The following is an 18813-nucleotide window of genomic DNA, read 5'->3' on the forward strand; positions in this document are numbered from 1 at the left end:
ACGCCCACGCCTCGGTTGCCGGCTCAGCGCTGGAGCCAGGTGTCGTAAAGACCGCCGCGAATGCCGAGCGGAGACGTGATCAGGTTCTGGACGCGCTTGTTCTGCACGGCCACCAAGTCCATCTCCATGATCCAGATCAGGGGGCTGTCGGCGACGAGCGTCTCCTGAAGCTTATGGAAGATCTGATTGCGCTTGGCAGTATCCGTCTCGGTCTGCGCAGCCTCCCAGAGCTTGTCGACTTCCGGATTGCTGTACTGCGCCGTATTCCCGAAGGGCACTTTCGGATTGATCATCCGGGACCAGGTCTGGCGCTGCACGCCGAGCGTGGGGTCGGCCATGCCGATCGACCAGGTCGAGGTCATGTCGAAATCATACTCATTGTGAACCTGGCGAACGAAGGAGGGGTAGTCGCGGTTGCGAAGCTCGACCTCGATCCCGACCCGGCTCAGCGCCTGCTTGATGTATTCGCCCATGCGGCGCCAGTCCTCGCCGAACGGCGCCGGATCGTGGAAAATCTTGACGCGCACGCCGTTCTTGCCGCGCTTCAGGCCTGCCTCGTCGAGCAGTCTGTTGGCGACATCGAGCCGATCCTTGCCGTCGAAGCGCAGGATGCCCTGATCGGTGAATGCCCCCGCGCCCTTCAGCACGGATGAGATCGGCCCGGTGGCGGGCTTGCCGAAACCGTACCAGATGTTCTTGGTGATGAACTGCCGATCGAGGGCATATGCGACGGCCAAGCGTACGCGTTTGTCGTTGAAGGGGGCGCGCTGCGTATTGAGCTCCAGCATCATCGTCGGTGCGATGGCCTCATAGCCGCCTTGGGCGATGCTCAGGTTCGGAAGCTTCTCCAGCCGCCGCATCTCGACCGGGTTGATCGTGCCGAAGGTCGCGACATCGATCTCGCCCCGCTCGACACCCGCCGCCCGCGTCGCGGAATCTGCGATGAAACGGAAGATGAGGCGGTCGAGATAGGGGCGGCCCGGGCGCCAATACTTCTCGTTCCGGTCGAGCTGGATGTAGTTGCCCTTCTCCCAGCGCGTGAATTTGAAGGGGCCGGTTCCGATCGGGTTGTTGACCGCCGGATTGTTCCGAAAATCAGTGCCTTCGTAGATATGCCGCGGGACGATCGGCGCCTCGAGGCTGGAAAGCCCCATCATCAACGGCGGATAGGGATGCGCGAGATTGAAGACGGCGGTCCGGGCGTCCGGCGTGTCGATGGAGGTGACCGGGCCGAGATTGCCCTGTCCGCGAGGATGATGGGTCTTGACCACCTCCATCAGCGAAAACTGTACGTCGGCGCTGCTGAAGGGCTTGCCGTCATGCCAGACGACTCCCTCTCGCAGCTTGAACGTCACCGTCTTGCCATCGGCACTGGTCGACCAGCTTTCAGCCAGCGACGGGATCGGCTTCAGGTTCATGTCATATTCGAGAAGGCCGTCGAATATCTTGGTGGCGAGCTCGGCCGTCGTCGGCGCCGAACTCAGCGCATTCGTGATCAGCGCCGGCTCCGGCGTTGTCGTGATCGTCAGCGTCCCGCCCGGCTGAGGATTGGCGATGGCCGACAGCGGCGACAGCGCCGCGAGCGCCGTTCCAAACAGCAGAGCGCCGGCATGCCTGCGGGTGATCGAGAAATTCGCCATGGTGACCCCTCCTTTTTGTGGCGCGATGAGCGGTTGCCGCTCACGCCATAATTCTCATGCGCGTAAAATTCTTGAAGGGAATTTCACCCGTAAGTCGACTTCCAGAGCATCCAAACTCGCAAATCTTCTCGCGAAAGCTGCCAAAATCAGCAGAAATCAACTCTGGATCGCGAATATCAAAGCCTGGACCGCTTCCAGATTCGTATCATGGTGATATAATTTGGCAAGCGCGCTTTGCGGTCCTCGCCATGAAATTTTAACTGGGCTATAAGCGCTATCGTATGCCAGCATCCTCTGCTTCCTCGCCGAACCGTAATTCAATGTCAGACGCCGACGACATCGACAGCGCCACGCTGGTCAGTTTGGGAGAGCGGATACGCAACCTGCGTGTCGAGCAGGGGCTTACCCTGGCGGCGCTTTCGGCGCGCAGTCAGATCTCGGTGGGAATGCTGAGCCATATCGAGCGCGGAAGGACTTCTCCTTCGCTGAAGCTGCTCGACAGGCTGCGCGTCGCTCTGGGGGTGCCGCTCGCGAGCTTTTTCGACGTGGATGCAGACCACGATCCGGAAAAAGGCACGGTAACCCGGCAAGGGCAGCGCTCGACGCTGCTGTTCGGTAAGACGGGTCTGACGAAGGAACTCCTTTCACCCCCCGGGCATTCGGAGATGGAGTTCTTCATGTTGTCGATCGCAGTGGGAGGCGGCTCCGGTCCGGACCCTTCGCGACGCAATGGCGAGAAGGCAGGCTACGTCGTCCAAGGCCGCATCGAGCTGCGCATTGCCGAGCAGCGCTACCTTCTCGGAGAAGGCGACGCTTTTCAGTTTGACAGCCGGCAGCCGCATTCATTTCAGAATCTAGCCGACATCGAGACCAGGCTGATCTGGATCATCCGCTCAAGCGAAGCCGTTTAGGGAAGCGCCCGGATTCGCCGGAGGCCCTTTCGTTCGAGCCATGCCGCGATGGCTTGCTCGACCTCTTCGTCGAGCGCTTCTGGAAATCGTTCAGGCGCGAGGAGGTCTACGTCTGTTCTCAGGCTCCGATAGCCTCCGTCCGTCCTGTCGCGTTTGTCAGATAGACGCGGCCAGCCCCGAGCGCCTGCGTCGCCCGGAGGACATCCTGTGCCGGCATGAGGCTGAAGGCCGTCGAAAGGGCGTCGGCCGCGGTCGCCGTCGGCATGGCCACGGTCACGGAACGATAGCGATCGGGCGACGCGCCGCTCTGCGGATCGAGCAGATGATGGAACCGACCGTCGCGGTCGAAGCGGAAACCATGAGCCGATGACGTTGCGACGGCTCCGTCAACGATGTCGAGCACCTGGGTGGTATGGAACGGTTCCATCGCATCGGCGATTCCGATCTGCCACGGCTTGCCGTCCGGGCGCCGGCCGAGTGCCCGGGGCTCGCCCATGTCGACCAGGCTGCGGTCGACGCCGCCCCTACTAAGCAAGGCGACGACCCGATCGGTGATGTATCCCTGGGCGATGCCGTTCAAAGTGAGGGCCATGCCGCGGCGGCGGAACAGAATCCGATCCGGGCCGGCCATGACATGCTCGAAGCCGACCACGGCGAGCGCGCGGCTCAAGGCTGCGGCGGGGGGGCCTGATGGATCAGCATCGGGCTCGGCGAAATGGCGGCGATACAAGGTCCAGAGCGGCTGGACCGTCGGATCGAAGGCGCCGCCGGAGAGGGTCCAGTAGCGGCGGCAATCGCTGAGCAGCGCGACGAGCTCGGGCGGTGGCGCGACCATCATGCCGTCGCGATTAAGCCTGACGAGCGCCGAATCGTCGCGATGCAGGCTGAAAATGCGCTCCAGCCGCGCCACCTCGACCAGCGCGGCGGCAATCAGCCGTTCCGCCTCGGCCCGGTCGGGATGGTGGATTTGCAGCGAGGCGACTGCACCCATGCACTGGCCGCGCCAGCCGACGAGATGACCTTCGGCGGCGGCGCGCGTGCCGACAGGCAGCAAGGCGAGCCCGCCTGCCGCGGCCGTAATGCCGATCAGGCGCCTGCGGGTTACGGTGGCCATGACGGGCTCCTCAATGCAGATGTGTGCCAGCGGCCGGCGGCGGTCCGTCCGGCGCAGGCGCGTCGCTGTCACTGCCGAGTACGGCGTCGCGCGGAATCGCGTCGAAGGAAAGGATGCTGCCCCCATGCCTGGCGACGAAGGCCTCGGCGGCGTCGCGTTGGGCGAAGGGCACCAGCTCGGCCGCCCCCATGCCGCCCTTCCTGCTGCTGCCGACGACGAAGAGCGCCTGTTTCGCATCGATCCAATTGGTGGCGCCGGGCTCTTCCCAGCTCGGTGCCTTGCCCATGTCGGAAACGTAGACGGCCTGGATGTCCTTGGCCTCCTCGGGCAGAAGGGTAAAGGACAGCGTGTCGCGAGCCGAGGAGAACCAGACCGGCTGCAGCCGGCTCGCCAGCAGGATCTGCCCCTTGGGTCCGGGATGTTCCAGCACGTTCATCCCGCAATAATGCCCCATGGCCTGCTGCGTCAGCGCCTGGGGTGGCGGCGGCGCGGCGGTCTTGGTCTTGTCGTCGCAACCGGCGGCCAGACCGGCGATCAGAACCGCTGACAGGGCGAACAGCCTCATAGCTCTCTCCTCGAGAAGGCGACGGCCGCCAGGCCGAGCGGCACCAGTGCCCAGGCGATGAGCGCGGCGAGCAGCAGCGAGGGGCCGAGCTGGGCCGATTGCGCGACGCCGGCCATGCCTGAGAAGGCGCTGACATTGGCGAAGCCGGTCAGGTTGAACAGGCGATAGATGTCGGCCGGGTTGAGCAGCAGCAACGTGTTGAGCAGTCCACCGGACAGGACACGCCCCTGATCGACGACCAGGAAGCCGAGCAGCGCCATGTCGTAGATCAGCACGAAGAGAAGCCAGATGCCGATTGCGGCCCCGGCTGCGGCGCCGCGGCTGCCGACGAGCGCGCTGACCAGATAGCCGACTGCGATGAAGACCGCCCCGAGCAGGATCGAGGAGCCGATCATCGCAGCGAAGGCGGCCCAGCTTTCCGCGTCGATGGTGGCGCCCGTCGCAACCAGCGCGCCGGCGGCGGCGCCATAGCCGAGCAGGGTTGCGAAGGCGAGGACCATGAGATGCCCGGCGAACTTGCCGAGCAGCACCTGCCAGCGGGCAATCGGATAGCTCAGAAGCAGAAGCATCGTGCCGCGCTCCATCTCGCCGACGATCGCGTCATGCGAGATCAGCAGGGCGATCAGCGGGAGCAGGAAGATCGTCAGACTCGAAAGGCTGACGATGACGACGTCGAGCGCCCGGACGCCGACATGGCCGGTCGGCGTGCTGCCGAGGAAGGTGAGCGAGAGCGCCAGTGCCGCCAGCAGCAAGGTTGTTGCCAGCACCCAGCGATTGCGCAGCGCCTCCTGAATCTCCTTGAGGGCGACGATCAGGACGTTTCTCATCGGGGATGCTCCTGGGAGCGCAGGAAATGTGCGTAGAGCTCGTCGAGCGTCGGCGGCACGACTTCAAGGTCGTCAACCGGTGCTTCGGGGCCGGTGGCATGGCGCAATATGGCGATCTTGTCGGCGGGAGCGGCATCGATCTCGACACCGTGGCCGTTGATCCGCCGCCAGTTCGCGATGGGCGCCAGCCAGCTTTCCAGCGCGTCAGGCAGTTGCTCCGCGACGCGCAGGCGGATGCGCGTTGGCAGCTGAGCGATCCGGCGCAGCTCGTCGAGGGTACCGTCGGCGACCTTCACGCCCCGGTTCATGATGATGACGCGGCCCGCCCGCTCCTCGAGTTCGGTCAGCGCATGGGAGGACAGCAGGATGGTCGCACCATCGGCGCGCAGTTCCTCGACGATGTCGTAGAAGCTCTGGCGCAGCGCCGGATCGAGCCCGGTGGTCGGCTCGTCGAGCAGGAGCACGCGCGGGCGGCCGAGCAGCGCCTGGGCGAGGCCGAGGCGCTGGCGCATGCCCTTCGAATAGGTTCCGACCCGCCGGTCGACGGCATGGCCGAGGCCGACGCGCTCGATCAGCGCAAGCGCAAGCTCGATCGGCTGGCGCTTCAGGCGGGCATAGAAGGCGATGGTCTCCCGCCCGGTCAGGCCGGTGTTGAACGAAACGCTCTCCGGCAGATAGCCGAGATGCCTGCGGGCGGCGAAATCCCCGGCTGCAGGGTTCTCGCCAAGAACCTGGACGGTCCCTTCGCTCGGGTGGATCAGGCCGAGCATCAGCTTCATCAGCGTGGTCTTGCCGGCGCCGTTATGGCCGACGAGCGCGACCGTTTCGCCGGGCGGCAGGGTGAAGGAGACATCCTTCACCGCCGCGACCGCGCCGAAGCGCTTCACGAGATTCCGGATGTCGACGGTGGCCGTCACGGGCGTCGTCCTTCTGCGAATGGGGGCCGGGGCGGCGGCGCCATCAGCGGATGGCTGTCGACGACCCCGCCCGGAAGCAGTGCCGGGAACTGGGCCTGGGCCCAGCGGATCACCTGCACGGCCGGGGAATTGATCAGAAGCTTCGCCTGAGGGGCGGTCCAAAGCACCGTGTCGACGAGATCGTTCGGCCGATAGGCGCTGTCGGCGAGACCATCGCCATTCAGGTCGAAACCGGGATTGTCGCTCCAGTAATTGCCGCGCCCACCGGTCGACCAGTCGAGATAGCGGCTCCCGACATATTTCACCTGGTTGCGGTTGCGGATGAAGGCGTTGTTGACGATCTCGTTGCGCTCGGAGCCGGCGGTGAAGTGGATGCCGATCTCGCAGCCTTCGAACCAGTTGTCGCGGAAACGGTTCTGGTTGGCGTTGTAGATGAAGACGCATTTCGTCGGTGCCGGGCGGGCACCGGTTCCGGTCGCGGCTTCGGGCTCCGTCGCCGGCAGCCCGTGCTCCTGCGTGTCCTTGCTGCGCATGCCGGCACCGAGCCAGCGTTCGGCCGGTTGCAGGCGGCCGAGCACGGCGTTGCCCGTGATCCGCGACTGGTTGGCGTAGTTGAACAGGAAGCCGTGGTCCCGGTCGCCGTCCGAGACGTTGCCGCGCACCGTCAGCCGGTGCGAGAACATGATGGCGAAGCCGACGGAATTGCCGAGCGAGCGGTTGTCCGAGATCTCGCTGTCATTGGTGTACATGTAGTGGATCGCGAAGCGCAGATCCCTGAAACGGTTGCCGCTGAAGACGTTATTCTTGCTGGTGACGACGAAGATGCCGTCGCGCCCGAAGCGGACGTCGTTGTCGAGCACCTTGGCGCCCGGCGCATTCCAGACCGAGATGCCGTTTCCGGCCTCGTTCACCCGTCCTTCGGCGATGCCGACGATCTCGTTGCGGCGCGCGATCGCATTCTCGGCGCCATGCAGATAGATGCCGTAGAGATTGCCCTCGATCCGGTTGCCTTCGACCAGCGCACCGCTGGCCGTCTTCTCGACGAAGACGCCGGCATCCATGCGCTCGGCATCGCGGCCGGAGCCGCGGATGGTGAGGCCGCGCACCGCGGCGCCGGGAGCCGAAACGGTTACGACGCTGCCCTGGCCGCTGCCGGCGAGAACTGCTCCTTCCTGCCCCAGGAGCGTGAGCCGACGCGCCAGCCTGACCGGGCCGCGATGCTCGCCGGGAGCGAGCAGGACGACATCGCCCTCGGCCGCCCGGTCGATGACGGCCTGAAGCGGTTCACCGCCGGGCTCGACCAGAGCCGGCCCGGCCCGGACCGGATGGACGAAGCTGGCGGCGGTAGCCGCCGCCAGCCAAAGGCTCATCGCTGTGCGATGCAGGGCCATCGTCTCAGGCGCCCTGCGGCTCGACCAGCATGCGCCCCTTCATCTCCATGTGCATGGCATGGCAGAACCAGGAGCAGTAGTACCAGTAGACGCCCGGCTTCGAGGCGACGAAGGTCACCGAGGCAGTGGCCTGCGGCGCAACCTCCATGTTGAGGCCGTAATTGGTGATACAGAACCCGTGCGTCAGGTCCTCGACCTCGTCGATATTGGTGACGAAGACCGTGACCTCGTCGCCCTGCTTGACCGAGAATTCGTCCAGCCCGAAGGCCGGCGCTGCCGAGGTCATGTAGACGCGCACCTTGTTGCCGTCGCGAACGACCTTGGAGTCCTGCTCGAGATTGACGTCGTCGGCCTTCGCCTGTTTGACCGCATCGGCAAAGAACGGGTCGTCGCGCTTCCAGACATGCAGCGGGTTGATCTTGGAGCGGTGCACCAGGGTCGCGTCATGGGGCTCGGCGAAGCTCGGGCCGTCGTGCACGAGCACCATCCGGTCCCCGGAGATGTCGATCAGCTGATCGTTCTCGGGCTTGAGCGGGCCGACGTTGAGGAAGCGGTCCTTGGAGAATTTATTCAGCGAGATCAGCCATTTGCCGTCGGCTTCCTTGGTCTGGCCCATGGTCGTGTGGTTGTGGCCGGGCTGGTAGTGCACGTCCAGCTTCTGGATGACCGGGTTGACCTTCTCGCCCTTGAAGGCCCGCTTGGCGAGGTCGATGTTCCACTTGACCACCTGGCTGTCGAGGAAGAGCGTGGTGTAGGCGTTGCCCTTGCCGTCATAGGCAGTGTGCAACGGGCCGAGGCCGAGCTCCGGCTCCGCCACCACGACGTCACGCGGCTTGATCTTGTCGTCGAACAGATCATCGAGCCGGCGCGCGTCGAACACGGTCACGGTCGGCGAGAGCTTGCCATTGGCGACGAAGTGGATGCCGTCAGGGGCGGTGTTGATGCCGTGCGGGCTGTTCGGCACCGGGATGTAGCGGGTGAATTTCGAGCCCGAGCGGCCGTCGAGCACCGGCACGCCGCCGATGATCTCGAACTCGCCCTTCTTCACCGCCTCCTCGATGCGCTTGAGGTTGAAGACGATGACCCAGTCCTGCTCCTTCGCCATCATCTCGGCGAGCGTCACACCCTCTTCCGAATTGTAGCAGGTCGCCCAGGCGTATTTGCCCTGGTAGTCGCAGTCGACATTGTCGAGATTTCCGTCGACCTTGAGCTGCCAGGCGACCTTCATGGTGTCACCGTCGACAGCGCTGAAGATCGACACGTATTTCTTCGGGTTGTTCAGGTCCCGCCCGTCATTCGGCACGGGTACGCGATCCTCGCCATTGCAGAAGACGTAGCCCGTCCGGGGGTATTTCTGCACGCGCAGGCCGTGCACCGTGTACTGGTTCGGCAGCTCGAGGATTTTGTCGCACTTCATCACGTCGAGCCGGATACGGCAGACGCGGGTGTTCGCCTTGTCGTTGGCGAAGAGATAGCGCCCGTCATAGGTGCCGTCGGTGAAGGACGGGTGCGGGTGGTGCAGGTCGCCGTTGAGATAGGTGCCGCCCTTGTCCTTCAGGAACGCGCGGCTTTCGGGGGTGAGCCCCTCGGTCAGCACCCGCAGGCTCTCATTGGTCTGGCCCCAGCCGGTGGCGCTGTCGCGGTTGAAGACCGGGATGCGCATCAGTTCGCGCATCGAGGGGCAGCCGACGATGCGGACCTCGCCGGTCTGGCCGCTCGAGAAGAACACATAGTATTCGTCGAGTTCGCCCGGCTTGACCTCGTATTTGCTCGCAGTTGCGGGCCGGGCCGCGCCCTGCTGCGGCCGCGTCTGCGCTTCGGCCGTCGAAACCGCTCCCATGCGGGAGAGCCCGACGCCTCCGGCCGTGCCCGCTGCGCCGGCCACCGCGACCGCCGCCGTGGTCCCGAGCATGTCGCGCCGGTTCAGCCCGCCCTTTTTCCTGTCTTCGGTCGACATCACAGTCTCCTTGCTTTGCTCATGCGGAGGGGTCGGCAGCACTGGCCGCATTCGGTTCGGCGACCGGGTTGCCCTTGTGGGTGAAGAGTGTCCTGGTCGGGCCGTTGCTCTGGGGCGCCCGCATCGAGGGCGAGGTCAGCGCCTCGCGCTTCTCGCGCTTCAGGCGGACCTGGATCATGTGCGGGCAGCGGTGGTCGTCGTGATAGAGTTCCTGGCAATGCATGCAGTAGATGCATTCATTGACGTTGATGTGCCCTTCGGGATGGATCGACTGCACCGGACATTCCTTGGCGCAGCGCTGGCAGGGCGAGCCGCATTCCGGCCAGCGCTTCAGCCATTCGAAGGTGCGCAGCCGTCCAGGGATCGCGAGTGCGGCACCAAGGGGGCAGAGATAGCGGCAGAAGAAGCGCTCGATGAACAAGCCGGCCGCCAGCAGCGTCAGCGCATAGATCACGAAGGGCCAGTCGCGGACGAATTTCAGGATGATCGCGGTCTTGAACGGCTCGACCTCGGCAAAGGTCTCGGCCAGTGCGACCGAGTAGAGCGACAGGCCGAACAGGCTCAGGAAGATGATGTACTTGAGCGGCCACAGCCGCTCATGCAGACCCCAGGGGATCTTGACCTGCGGGATTTTGAGCCATTGCGCGAGGTTGTTCAGGAGTTCCTGCAATGCGCCGAACGGGCAGAGCCAGCCGCAGAACGGTCCCCGGCCCCAGAACAGCAGCCCGGCGGCGATCGCTGCCCAGAGGATGAAGATCAACGGTGCCGCTAGGAAGAATTCCCAGCTGAAATCGGTCATCAGCGAGTGGATGAAGGTTAGGACGTTGACGACCGAGAGCTGGGCATTGGCATACCAGCCGAGCCAGACCAGGCTGAAGAGCAGGTAGGCGCGGCGGATCCAGCCGAACAGCACGGGCCGGCTGACCAGCAGGTTCTGGAAGAAGAAGATGCCGGTGAGGACGAGCAGCGCGATGGCCGTGATCACCACCGCGACCGTGTTCATCCGCCAGATCGCCAGCCAGAGCGGCTCGTCGACGCCGCCGGCGCCCTGGGCCATATCGGTCGACGGCGCCGGCGATGCAGCGGCCGGCGTGCCAGCCTGCGGCGCTGGCACTGGCGCAGGCGCGCCGGCTGCCGCCACCGGAGCCGGGACCTGCTCGACGCGGAGATAGGCCTCCGGCAGTTGATAGGCGAGTTCGAAGGCGAGGAAGGCCTTTTCGCGGGCGCCGACACTGCGCTGCGCCAGCAATTGCAACTGCCAGGGCTCGGCCGGATCGAGCTTGAACTCGTCTGGCATGACGAAGAGCGCGATCTCGGGCAGTTCCGGTGCACCATCCGCGAGCAAGGCGCCGATGCGCATATGGTTGCGGTCGCGGAAGCGAACGCCCTGGCCGTCCTGCAGCAGCTCGATCCGGTCGAAGATGCCGCCGCGGACATAGCCGGAGCCCTTGAAGGAGTAGGCGCCTTCGCCGGCGACGATGATCGCCTGCTGACCGGGCTTGAGCCGGGCCTTCAGCCGCTCATAGGCTTCGGCTCCGAGCAGGCTCCGGCCGATGACGGGCACACTGACGGGCGCGATATAGAGATCGATGAAACTGTCAGCCGGGTCGTCGGATTCCGCATTCTCGGCGGCCGCCCGATTGCCGGCCCGGAGGAAGGCCTCGTTGACTTCGCCGACCGAGAGCGAGAGCCGGCGGATCGAACCGTCGCCGAGCAGGCTCTGCCAGTCGCGGACCTCACCGCTGTCGGGAGCGAGCGTGCGCATCAGCGTGGCCGCGCTCGGCGCCGCGGCCACTGGCCCCCCTCCGGCGAGGCGGCCACTGCGGATCAGCTTCACCGCCGAGCGCACGACGCTGTCGCCCATCACCAGGACGGTCACTGTCGCGCCGCTGACGATGTCGACCTGGGGCGGCCGCTCCTGGCCGGCAGCGACCGGCCTCATCTCCTTGCCGATCAGCGTGTTGACGGCCTCGACGATGCGGCGCTCCGGGATGCCGACCAGAACGATCGGCTCCTTGTGCTCGACCAGCTTGATGCCGGTGACGACGCCGAGCGGGTCGATGCCGACCAGCATGTTGATCGGCTTGCCGGAATAGCCCGTCGCATTGGTGAAGTCGGAGTTCAGGTAGACATAGCCGAGCAGCCGGTCTCCCTGATAGGCCGGCACGATCGCCGACTCGCCTTGGGCCGGGCCGAAGCGATCGGCCGTCGCGAAGAACTCGGCCGGCTTCGCCTGCGGCAGGAATTCCTGAATGCGCCCTGCCGCGAGCGCCGCTTGAACGCTGAACAGCAGCCAGAGCGCCGCGCCGAGCCCGGCCAGAATGCGCGCGACCCGTCCGAAGCCGTGAGCTTGCGACCTGTCGGCCATGCAATGTACGCGCTTTGACACCTGACACCGTCCGGTTTCGGAAATTCGCTGAGCGCGGCGGCCAGCAGGGGCAGGCGTTCTGGCTCAGCCTTCGACAGCAAGGGCCGGACCGATCCGAAACCGGAGATCGGCCCGAGGTCGTTATGGAGTTCCGGCCGGAGCGGCACTTTGATCCAACGCAAACAAACTTCATCTGAGATCGCCGATGCTGCGGAAACGGGTTGGCAGCGCTACAGGGGGAACCCATGTCGCTCTTGAAAGCGGAGCCTTCGGCTCCGGTGACATCGCTTGCGGAGCTCTTCGCCATCGCCTTCGCCATGGAGCAGGAGGCGGAAAGCCGCTATGCCGCGATCGGCGCGCGGATGCGATCGGACGGAGAAATCGCGCTCGCGGAAGCCTTCGAGAAGCTCGCCGCCGATGAGCGCGGGCATCTGGACAGCGTCAGCGACTGGTCCCGGCTGGCTCATGGCCGGCCGCCCGACCCGGCCATGATCCGCTGGACGGCTCCCGAGACATTCGATGATGAGGGCGCCGCGACGGCCGATCCTCGCCTGCTCAGCGTCTATCGGACCCTATCGATGGCGGTACGGAACGAAGAACGTGCCTTTGCCTTCTGGAGCTATGTCGCGGCCCACGCCTCCTCCGCCGATATCCGGACCGCGGCGGAGGCTCTGGCGCATGAGGAGCTCGGCCACGTCGCGCTGCTGCGCCGGGAGCGGCGGAAGGCGTTTCATCGCGAGCGGCATCAAGCGCAGGGCGAGAGCGAAACGCCCCCCACCGCCGCGGCGCTCGAGCGGCGTCTGGCCGATGTGCTGGACGCGGCGGCGCAGAGCGCCGATCCGTCTCGCGACACCCTGCTGCGGTTCGCCGCCGAGGCCCGCCGTCAGGCCCAGCAACTCGAGGAGGGCGCGGTCGCCATTCCCATCGGGCCGGTCCCACCGAAACTCGACGCCCCGCTCGCCATCGCCGAGTTCCTGCTCGATCGCTATCTCGAGGCGGCCGACCGGGCTCGCGATGAGGCTGCGATGATGCTCGCCCAGGAATTCGCGGCACGCGCCATCAATCGGCTGGCCTGGCTGAGGAGAGACCTGCCCGAACTTGGCTAGAGCCTTGGACGATTCATCGTCGGGGGCTCCAATGGCGTCTCGCCCGACGAGATGAGCACGGCAGCCAGCCATGCTCTCGGTTGGGCCAACCTCTAACAGGTGGTGGCATCGACCGAAACAAGACGTCCATCGACGCTCGGCCCGCAGGTCGGTCGGCCTCCTGCGCTGGCGTGCCCTATTCGAATCGGGCCGGCGAGCCTTCCGCTGCGAACGTCTATCGGACGTTTCCCGCCTTGGAAACGCGCCGTCGCAACGCTGATATCCGAGACCTCCTGATCGTAACCATCAATGCCAATGTTCGCGCCGCCGGCGCCTCTGCCATTGATCACATCGAAACGAATGTCATGCAGAGGGCCGCGGGAGAAATTGGCTTGTGGAGTGCTGTTGAGCCAGAGGTGGTGCCGGGCCGGGCGATCGGAATCCAAGCACCCGAAGGAAGCTCTGGTTACATTCGAGAGATGCACAGCGTCATGGCTGGACGTGCCGTCGCGTGATTCTCTGACGCCTACGGAAATATGGCCACCTTCGAAATCATCGGTGCATTCCAGCAGCACGCCTTGCTCGTTCGTGCTCGGTGCGTTGCCGAAATGGCAGTCGTGGATCTCCGCGTGCTTCAACGTGATGTTTCGCGCGCGAGAGCCGTCGAGGCCAGGCTTGCACTTGAAGCCGGATCGGCGCGAACGTCGCGAAATGAAATGCTCGACGGTGATGTTCCCCGAGTCCAGCTCGAATGTGTTCTTGACGGGGCCGCCGATACGCATCCCATGCGAAGGCGTGTCGTTCGCCTCTATCCGGCGGAAGATGATATCCTTGGCGCCGTTGCAAAGCACGGCATTGCCGCCGACCTCGGCCGGCTTGGCTCCGTCTGCGAAGCCGTCCTGCTGGACGTCTTCGATGGTTCCTGACTGGACGTTGCGCAGGTAGAGACCGAGGACGGCCTTTTGGAAGCGACATGTTCCAACTGAAATGTCCCGCAGGGGGTTGGGTTGCCCCGCGGTCACCGAAAACTGCGTGAACAGGACTACGGCGTCGATGTTGTTCGAGTGGATCCTGCCCAGACGGAATTGGCCGGCGCGATCATCGGCAGGAGTTGACCGGTTCTGGTTGCCGACGAAGAGCACAGCGGCATCGAGGTCGGAGGCCTTGTTTTTTATGCGCCGGGTTGCCTGAATGTCGATAAACTCAACTTGCGCGCGGTCATAGAACCGAACCAAACGGTTGAAATCCGCTCCGTCTCCGACCTCGATGTCGAGCACGTCGACCGATGCATCGGTGCCGAAGGTGATCAGGTAGCGCCCTCGTGGGAGGGGCTTGAGGCGAAGAAAGCGGGCCCCGTCCAGTTCCAGTCGGCACGCGTCTGGAAGCTCGACTGTGGTGTCGCCATCAAGGCGGTAGACATCGCCCCTGTTGCCCCGCACGGCCGCGCCGGGAGATTGACGAACATGGCGGGCGAGCGCCCGCCAGCCGTCTGTTTCATCAGTTAATCCATCGCCACGAATGCCGAAATCCCGGACATTCAACGGCGCGGCAAAGGCTCTATGGCTTAGCGCAAGGCTGCCGGCGCCTGCGAGAAAGGAACGACGAGAAACTACCATCTGACCTCATAGATTGCGGCCGCGACCGCCACTCGGTCCATGAACTGGTTGATCGCAAAACGTTCATTGGGGTGCTTGCTAGAATGGTCGCTCGGTCGCCCCAGTGCTCGCAGCCAAAGCTCTGCATGGATATCCGGGGTGATGGATGGCATGATGTCCCGCCAGACGGAACTGTCCAGGATGAATTGGGCGCTTTCGCGTTTGCGGCGCGCGGCTCCGACCTGGTCGGCATCCAGCAGCAGGGAGTTCTGGGGGGCGGTCAGGTTGGTGAATTTGTCAGCCTGCCGCGGTTTGCGGGCTTCATGGCCGTCTTGGAAATTATGATTGCTGTCAGGAAAATCCGTGCGGTCAGGATCGCGGTCGAAGCGCCAAATCTCTCCGAACAACGGAATATTCGCCAGAAGTGGCGCCAGCTTCTTGATCGCGCCGAAGACGACCCGCTCTGAAATCCGGTCAAAGGCGTGTAGCGCCCCTGCAAACTGCGCCACGCGCTCGTCGAGCAACGGGTAGCACATCAAAGTCTGCGCCGTCAGATCAAGTGAACTGGTCGCGCTGAACAGTCCTAAGCGATAATCCCGATTGGGGTAGAATAGGGCGTCCAGCGGCTCCTTCGCAAGCGAGGGAAACCGATCGCGCATGTAAGTAGCGAAAGCCCTTTCGGTGGATTCGGATGCAGTCTCAGTCACATAGGCGGACACAATCCAGCTTCGGTTCGCTGCGGCCATAAAGGCGGGATCGCGTTTCATCGTTCGCGCAGACCCGCCGCGAAGCAGATGCCCATGGCCGTGGAAGGACGAGCGTCCAGACGCAAAGGCGAGATCATATCTGTAGTTGTACTGGTGCGCGAACCCGCTTCCCAAGCCGTCCGAGTTTTGGAGTGCCAGGGCGAGGCCGTTGAGAGGGTCTGTAACGATGGGCTGGGGGCGGAATTCGAAACCGTACCCTGCGGCGCTGGACACTTCTCGCGCTATCTGGCCCTCGCCGGTGGTATCGTTGCCGAAATTGAAGGCCAGTGCATTCTTGACGCCTTCACCAAGGAGGGCTGCCGTCATCGTGCGGCTGTCTTTCCCGCCGGACATGAAAATCCCGGCTTGTGTCCTGGTCGCAGGCCAGCAAGCTTCACGAAGCAGGGCGGCCAGAGCTTCGGCTTTTTCGTCGAGCGGCCGGTCCTGCGGGATTGGGTCGATCTTGGGCGTCGGGTGTTCGGTGATCCTGTAGCCACCGTCTCTCAATGTGGCGCTATTGCCGGAGGGGATGGCAATCGTGTTCGCGTAGGACGTTTGCCCATCCAGCGCGAAGCCAGATGTCAGGTATTTCGGGAGATAGTCTAGAGAAGGCCGGTAGCCCTTCGATAGGATCGAGGCGGCGTGAGTGAGGCGCGGCCGGTTCCCGGCGACACAGAAGCCGTCCCGGTTCTTGGCGATGAATGTTGTAATCGCCGGCGGGATCGTGCTCCACGCCATGGCTGTGTCGGCATCCGGAGCTATCCACGCCCAGGATGCCACTCCGCCGGGGCTCCGGTCGAAAGCGAGTCTTCCGCCGTCGATGCGTGAGATATGCTTGATCCCGCCTGTGAGGGTGAGAAGCCCGCGCCCGGCGTAGTTTGAGCAGAGGAATGTCCCCTTCTCGCCTGACATATGGCCAGGGTTCACCTCACTTACGAGTGGGGCGTACGCCGTGTGCCAGTAACAGAGCAGGAATTTTTCGGAGGGCTGAACAACCGTCGGCGATGAGCTGTAGCCGGGGAGCAGAAGCGAAGACGCTGTAGCAATGAACGATCGAATGTTGGGCAGGTATGCAGGGTTCTTAATCGAGAATAGCAGATAAGCATACATTTTACGTTCACCAGCCTCTCAATGCAGTCTCAGGCCTTGCTTGTGCTTCATTTGCTCGCGCTCGGCAAGAGAACATGCCGTGTTGGCAACCAGGCGCCCGTCATGGACCTCGCCTTTGGTCAGCTTCAGGCGGGTCAGGCCGCTCTTGGCATCGACCAGCGCGTCGATATTGGTGGTCATTCTGCGCAGCGTGCCGAAGCACATTCGCTCAGACAACGGTCCCGGGTTCGTCGCGCAAGTCGTGGCCGAGCACTAGGTTCTAAACTCAACGAGCATCTTGTGATTCAGGTGGCTCATGGGAAAGGGAAGTTCCATGAGCCGCCTGTTCTGGGTGAATGACTAGCAATGGTCGAAGATCGAGCCGCTGCTGCCGCATTATGGCAGCCCGCCTCGGGTCAACGACCGGCGCATCCTGAGCGGGATCGTCCATGTGCTTCGGCGCGGCTGCCGCTGGTGCGGCTGCCCGGCGGAGTACGGCCCCTACACGACGGTCTACAATCGCTTCAACCGCTGGTCCCGGAAGGGCATCTGGCAGAGCATCTACGCCGCCCTGACACTCATGCCCTGAGCGACGGCAAAGGGCGTCCTCTCGTTCTGGCGCTCACACCCGGACAGGCCGCAGACATCAAGATGCTGCCCGTCATGCTCGACGCCGCACCACCAGCGGGCGAGCCTCTGGCCGACAAGGCCTATGACAGCGATGCGGTCCGCGAAAACCTCATCGGAAGAGGCATGCGCCCGGTTATCCCGAACAAGGACGACCGCAGGGACCCTAGGGCTGATGCCGCCCGGCAGCCTGGCTTCGCTCAGCCTGCGGTGGGACCGAATGCCCAAGGGAAGGCTGCGGGTTTCAATGTGAGCGGCCAGGGAATGGATCTGGCGACCGGTCCGCTTGCCCGGGTGGCGCTGCACCTGATCTCGCCGCAGATACCGATTCTCGCTGCGGCGTTTCTTCTGATGGTCGCCGTCGCCCTGGCTGCCGGCGCTTCGCGGGTGTGCGCATTTCCGACCGCTAGCGAAATTGTTCGATAACAAGAAGCACGCCGATCATTGGGCCTTGTGTGCCATGCGCTACGTCCGGACAAAAGATGGATGCCGGAGAGCGGACATTTCGGTGTGCAGTGAGGTCTTACGCACGCTGCCACCTTCCGCTTCAAGATGCCAATTTGTGCGTTTGATCTACCGAAACTGGGGCGCCGGCCGCTTCGCTGTCAACAAACCCGGGAGTTCTCTGGCATCGCTCCAGACCTCCAGCTCGGCCAGTCGACCGAGCAGACGTTGTGCGTCGTCATCATCCAGCGTCATGCTCAAGAGCCCAGCCGCCTTGGAGCGGAGCTGGTCGGGCGTGAGCGGGTTCTCTGGGGAGCCGAGTGGCGGATCGACGCTCAGCGTGAAGCTTTCACCCGAGCAGGAATGCAGCGTCACAATCGGCTCGGACAGGCTGGCGAGCGCAGTGTCGACCCGCAGATGCATCAGTTTCATCCGCTCATGAACCGCCTCGGCTGCGCGGTTTCTTTCCGAAAATGCCGTGATCCCGAGCTCGCCGCGCTCCAGGAAGGAGGCGACGGCAAAGGGCAGGCTCATCTGGGCGGAGGCGAGATTGGAGACATCACGCCCGCCGCACATCTCATGGAGACCGGCAGGCAGCGAGACCTCGACCGAAACGATATCCGCGGGTTGAATGGCATGTTCGCGCATGAGCGCGGCGATCGCGTCCATCGTCGAATGCGTACCGCGACAGGACGCGTAAGGCTTGATCGCAGCGTAGGCGAACTCCCACTCCTCGCCGAGACCGCGCAGAAGCCGGCTGGTATCGTATGCGCCGGGTGCGAAGGCCTTGAGAAAGGAACCCCAGACCTCCTCGAAAACGTATTGTGGTCCGCTGACGCCAGCCTGCGCCAGCAATGCCGCAGTCAGGCCACCTTCCGCGGCGCGGCCGGCATGAATGCGCTTGGTCTGGCTGGCATCATGGATGAAGGCCCACAGCCCGCCGCTGAAGCTGGCGGCATGGCCGAGCGCCGAGGCGGTCTCGTTCTGTGTCAGCCGCAGGATCCGGCTGGCTGCGATCGCAGCGCCAAAAGTGCCGCAGGTTGCCGTCGAATGCCAGCCCGTCTCGTTGTGCGGCCAGTAGCCCCCAAGCGCTTCCATGACGCGCTTGGCCACCTCGTAGCCGAGCACCACCGCCGCGATGAAATCAGCGCCAGCGACCGGGTGCGTAGCTTGCGACAAAGCGGCGAGCGCAGCCGGCAGCACGACTGCCCCGGAATGGTCACAGCCCATGGTGTCGTCGAGCTCGAAGGCGTGGCTGGCAACGCCGTTGCAAAAGGCGGCAGAGCGCGCGGACAGGCTGACAGGCGTGCCCCAGACCGGTACTGCCCCTTCCTCCCCTAGGGCTTTTTGCATTGTCAGCACGGCCTGTGCCTCGGCCGAGCAGGCGCCAGCGACGCCACAGGCCAGCGTATCGGTGATATGGGCCTTGGCTTTCTCGGCGAAGCCGGCTGGCAGGTCGGTCGCGGCATAGCCGGAGCAGAAGCCGGCAAGGGCCATGGCGCGCGTCGGGGAGGCGATCGGCTTCGTCATCTGTTTG

Annotated in this window: 16 protein-coding genes; 4 read left to right on the plus strand and 12 right to left on the minus strand. The window is 64.3% G+C overall.

Translation table 11 applies throughout. The annotated features are described in order from the left end of the window. Nucleotides 1-23 precede the first annotated feature (23 nt). Nucleotides 24-1640, minus strand: a complete 1617-nt coding sequence (locus ACWGRX_RS24755; RefSeq protein WP_291640591.1) for an ABC transporter substrate-binding protein — start codon at nt 1638-1640, stop codon at nt 24-26. Between the two features lie 320 nt (nt 1641-1960). Here ACWGRX_RS24755 and ACWGRX_RS24760 point away from each other — a divergent pair, with 320 nt between their 5' ends. Further along, on the plus strand, nt 1961-2551 hold the full coding sequence (locus ACWGRX_RS24760; protein ID WP_291640593.1) for a helix-turn-helix domain-containing protein: 591 nt from the start codon (nt 1961-1963) through the stop codon (nt 2549-2551). 118 nt (nt 2552-2669) lie between these two features. Here the strand turns inward: ACWGRX_RS24760 and ACWGRX_RS24765 are convergent, their stop codons facing one another. From ACWGRX_RS24765 to ACWGRX_RS24795, 7 genes are read right to left on the minus strand one after another with little or no spacing between them, the layout of a single operon-like run. Next, nucleotides 2670-3665: an FAD:protein FMN transferase gene (locus ACWGRX_RS24765; RefSeq protein WP_452119716.1), complete on the minus strand. Its 996-nt coding sequence runs from the start codon at nt 3663-3665 to the stop codon at nt 2670-2672. Nucleotides 3666-3675: 10 nt separating this feature from the next. Beyond that, a complete protein-coding gene (locus ACWGRX_RS24770) occupies nt 3676-4230 on the minus strand; it encodes a nitrous oxide reductase accessory protein NosL (protein ID WP_452119717.1) in 555 nt (184 codons plus the stop codon). Further along, on the minus strand, nt 4227-5057 hold the full coding sequence (locus tag ACWGRX_RS24775) for an ABC transporter permease (protein WP_291644263.1): 831 nt from the start codon (nt 5055-5057) through the stop codon (nt 4227-4229). Before ACWGRX_RS24775 ends, ACWGRX_RS24770 begins: the two co-directional genes overlap by 4 nt. Continuing rightward, nucleotides 5054-5974: an ABC transporter ATP-binding protein gene (locus ACWGRX_RS24780; RefSeq protein WP_452119718.1), complete on the minus strand. Its 921-nt coding sequence runs from the start codon at nt 5972-5974 to the stop codon at nt 5054-5056. Before ACWGRX_RS24780 ends, ACWGRX_RS24775 begins: the two co-directional genes overlap by 4 nt. Then, nucleotides 5971-7344 (minus strand): nitrous oxide reductase family maturation protein NosD, encoded by a 1374-nt coding sequence (locus ACWGRX_RS24785; protein ID WP_452119719.1) that lies wholly within the window; start codon nt 7342-7344, stop codon nt 5971-5973. Before ACWGRX_RS24785 ends, ACWGRX_RS24780 begins: the two co-directional genes overlap by 4 nt. Nucleotides 7345-7369: 25 nt before the next feature. Continuing rightward, nucleotides 7370-9322, minus strand: coding sequence for a TAT-dependent nitrous-oxide reductase (gene nosZ / locus ACWGRX_RS24790; RefSeq protein ID WP_452119720.1), 1953 nt, complete (start codon nt 9320-9322; stop codon nt 7370-7372). A gap of 19 nt (nt 9323-9341) precedes the next feature. Beyond that, nucleotides 9342-11690 carry a 4Fe-4S binding protein gene (locus ACWGRX_RS24795; protein WP_452119721.1) on the minus strand — a complete coding sequence of 783 codons (2349 nt, stop codon included), beginning with the start codon at nt 11688-11690 and terminating at the stop codon, nt 9342-9344. Between the two features lie 245 nt (nt 11691-11935). On the opposite strand from ACWGRX_RS24795, the gene ACWGRX_RS24800 reads away from it, so the two are divergent. Further along, nucleotides 11936-12796, plus strand: coding sequence for a ferritin family protein (locus ACWGRX_RS24800; protein ID WP_452119722.1), 861 nt, complete (start codon nt 11936-11938; stop codon nt 12794-12796). Nucleotides 12797-12888: 92 nt separating this feature from the next. On the opposite strand, the gene ACWGRX_RS24805 is transcribed toward ACWGRX_RS24800, so the two are convergent. From ACWGRX_RS24805 to ACWGRX_RS24815, 3 genes are all read right to left on the minus strand, one after another. Then, on the minus strand, nt 12889-14391 hold the full coding sequence (locus ACWGRX_RS24805) for a hypothetical protein (RefSeq protein WP_452119723.1): 1503 nt from the start codon (nt 14389-14391) through the stop codon (nt 12889-12891). Next, nucleotides 14385-16028 carry an asparagine synthetase B family protein gene (locus ACWGRX_RS24810; RefSeq protein WP_452119724.1) on the minus strand — a complete coding sequence of 548 codons (1644 nt, stop codon included), beginning with the start codon at nt 16026-16028 and terminating at the stop codon, nt 14385-14387. The genes ACWGRX_RS24805 and ACWGRX_RS24810 overlap by 7 nt, the downstream gene beginning before the upstream one ends. A gap of 216 nt (nt 16029-16244) precedes the next feature. Then, nucleotides 16245-16406 (minus strand): hypothetical protein, encoded by a 162-nt coding sequence (locus tag ACWGRX_RS24815; RefSeq protein WP_452119725.1) that lies wholly within the window; start codon nt 16404-16406, stop codon nt 16245-16247. Nucleotides 16407-16581: 175 nt separating this feature from the next. Here ACWGRX_RS24815 and ACWGRX_RS24820 point away from each other — a divergent pair, with 175 nt between their 5' ends. Both ACWGRX_RS24820 and ACWGRX_RS24825 read left to right on the plus strand, forming a co-directional pair. After that, a complete protein-coding gene (locus tag ACWGRX_RS24820; protein WP_452119740.1) occupies nt 16582-16794 on the plus strand; it encodes a transposase in 213 nt (70 codons plus the stop codon). A 26-nt stretch (nt 16795-16820) separates the two neighbouring features. Next, nucleotides 16821-17258, plus strand: a complete 438-nt coding sequence (locus ACWGRX_RS24825) for a hypothetical protein (protein ID WP_452119741.1) — start codon at nt 16821-16823, stop codon at nt 17256-17258. Nucleotides 17259-17405: 147 nt separating this feature from the next. On the opposite strand, the gene ACWGRX_RS24830 is transcribed toward ACWGRX_RS24825, so the two are convergent. Then, nucleotides 17406-18806: an MmgE/PrpD family protein gene (locus ACWGRX_RS24830; protein WP_452119726.1), complete on the minus strand. Its 1401-nt coding sequence runs from the start codon at nt 18804-18806 to the stop codon at nt 17406-17408. Nucleotides 18807-18813: the final 7 nt, after the last annotated feature.

The sequence above is a fragment of the Allobosea sp. NPDC055594 genome (assembly GCF_053618995.1).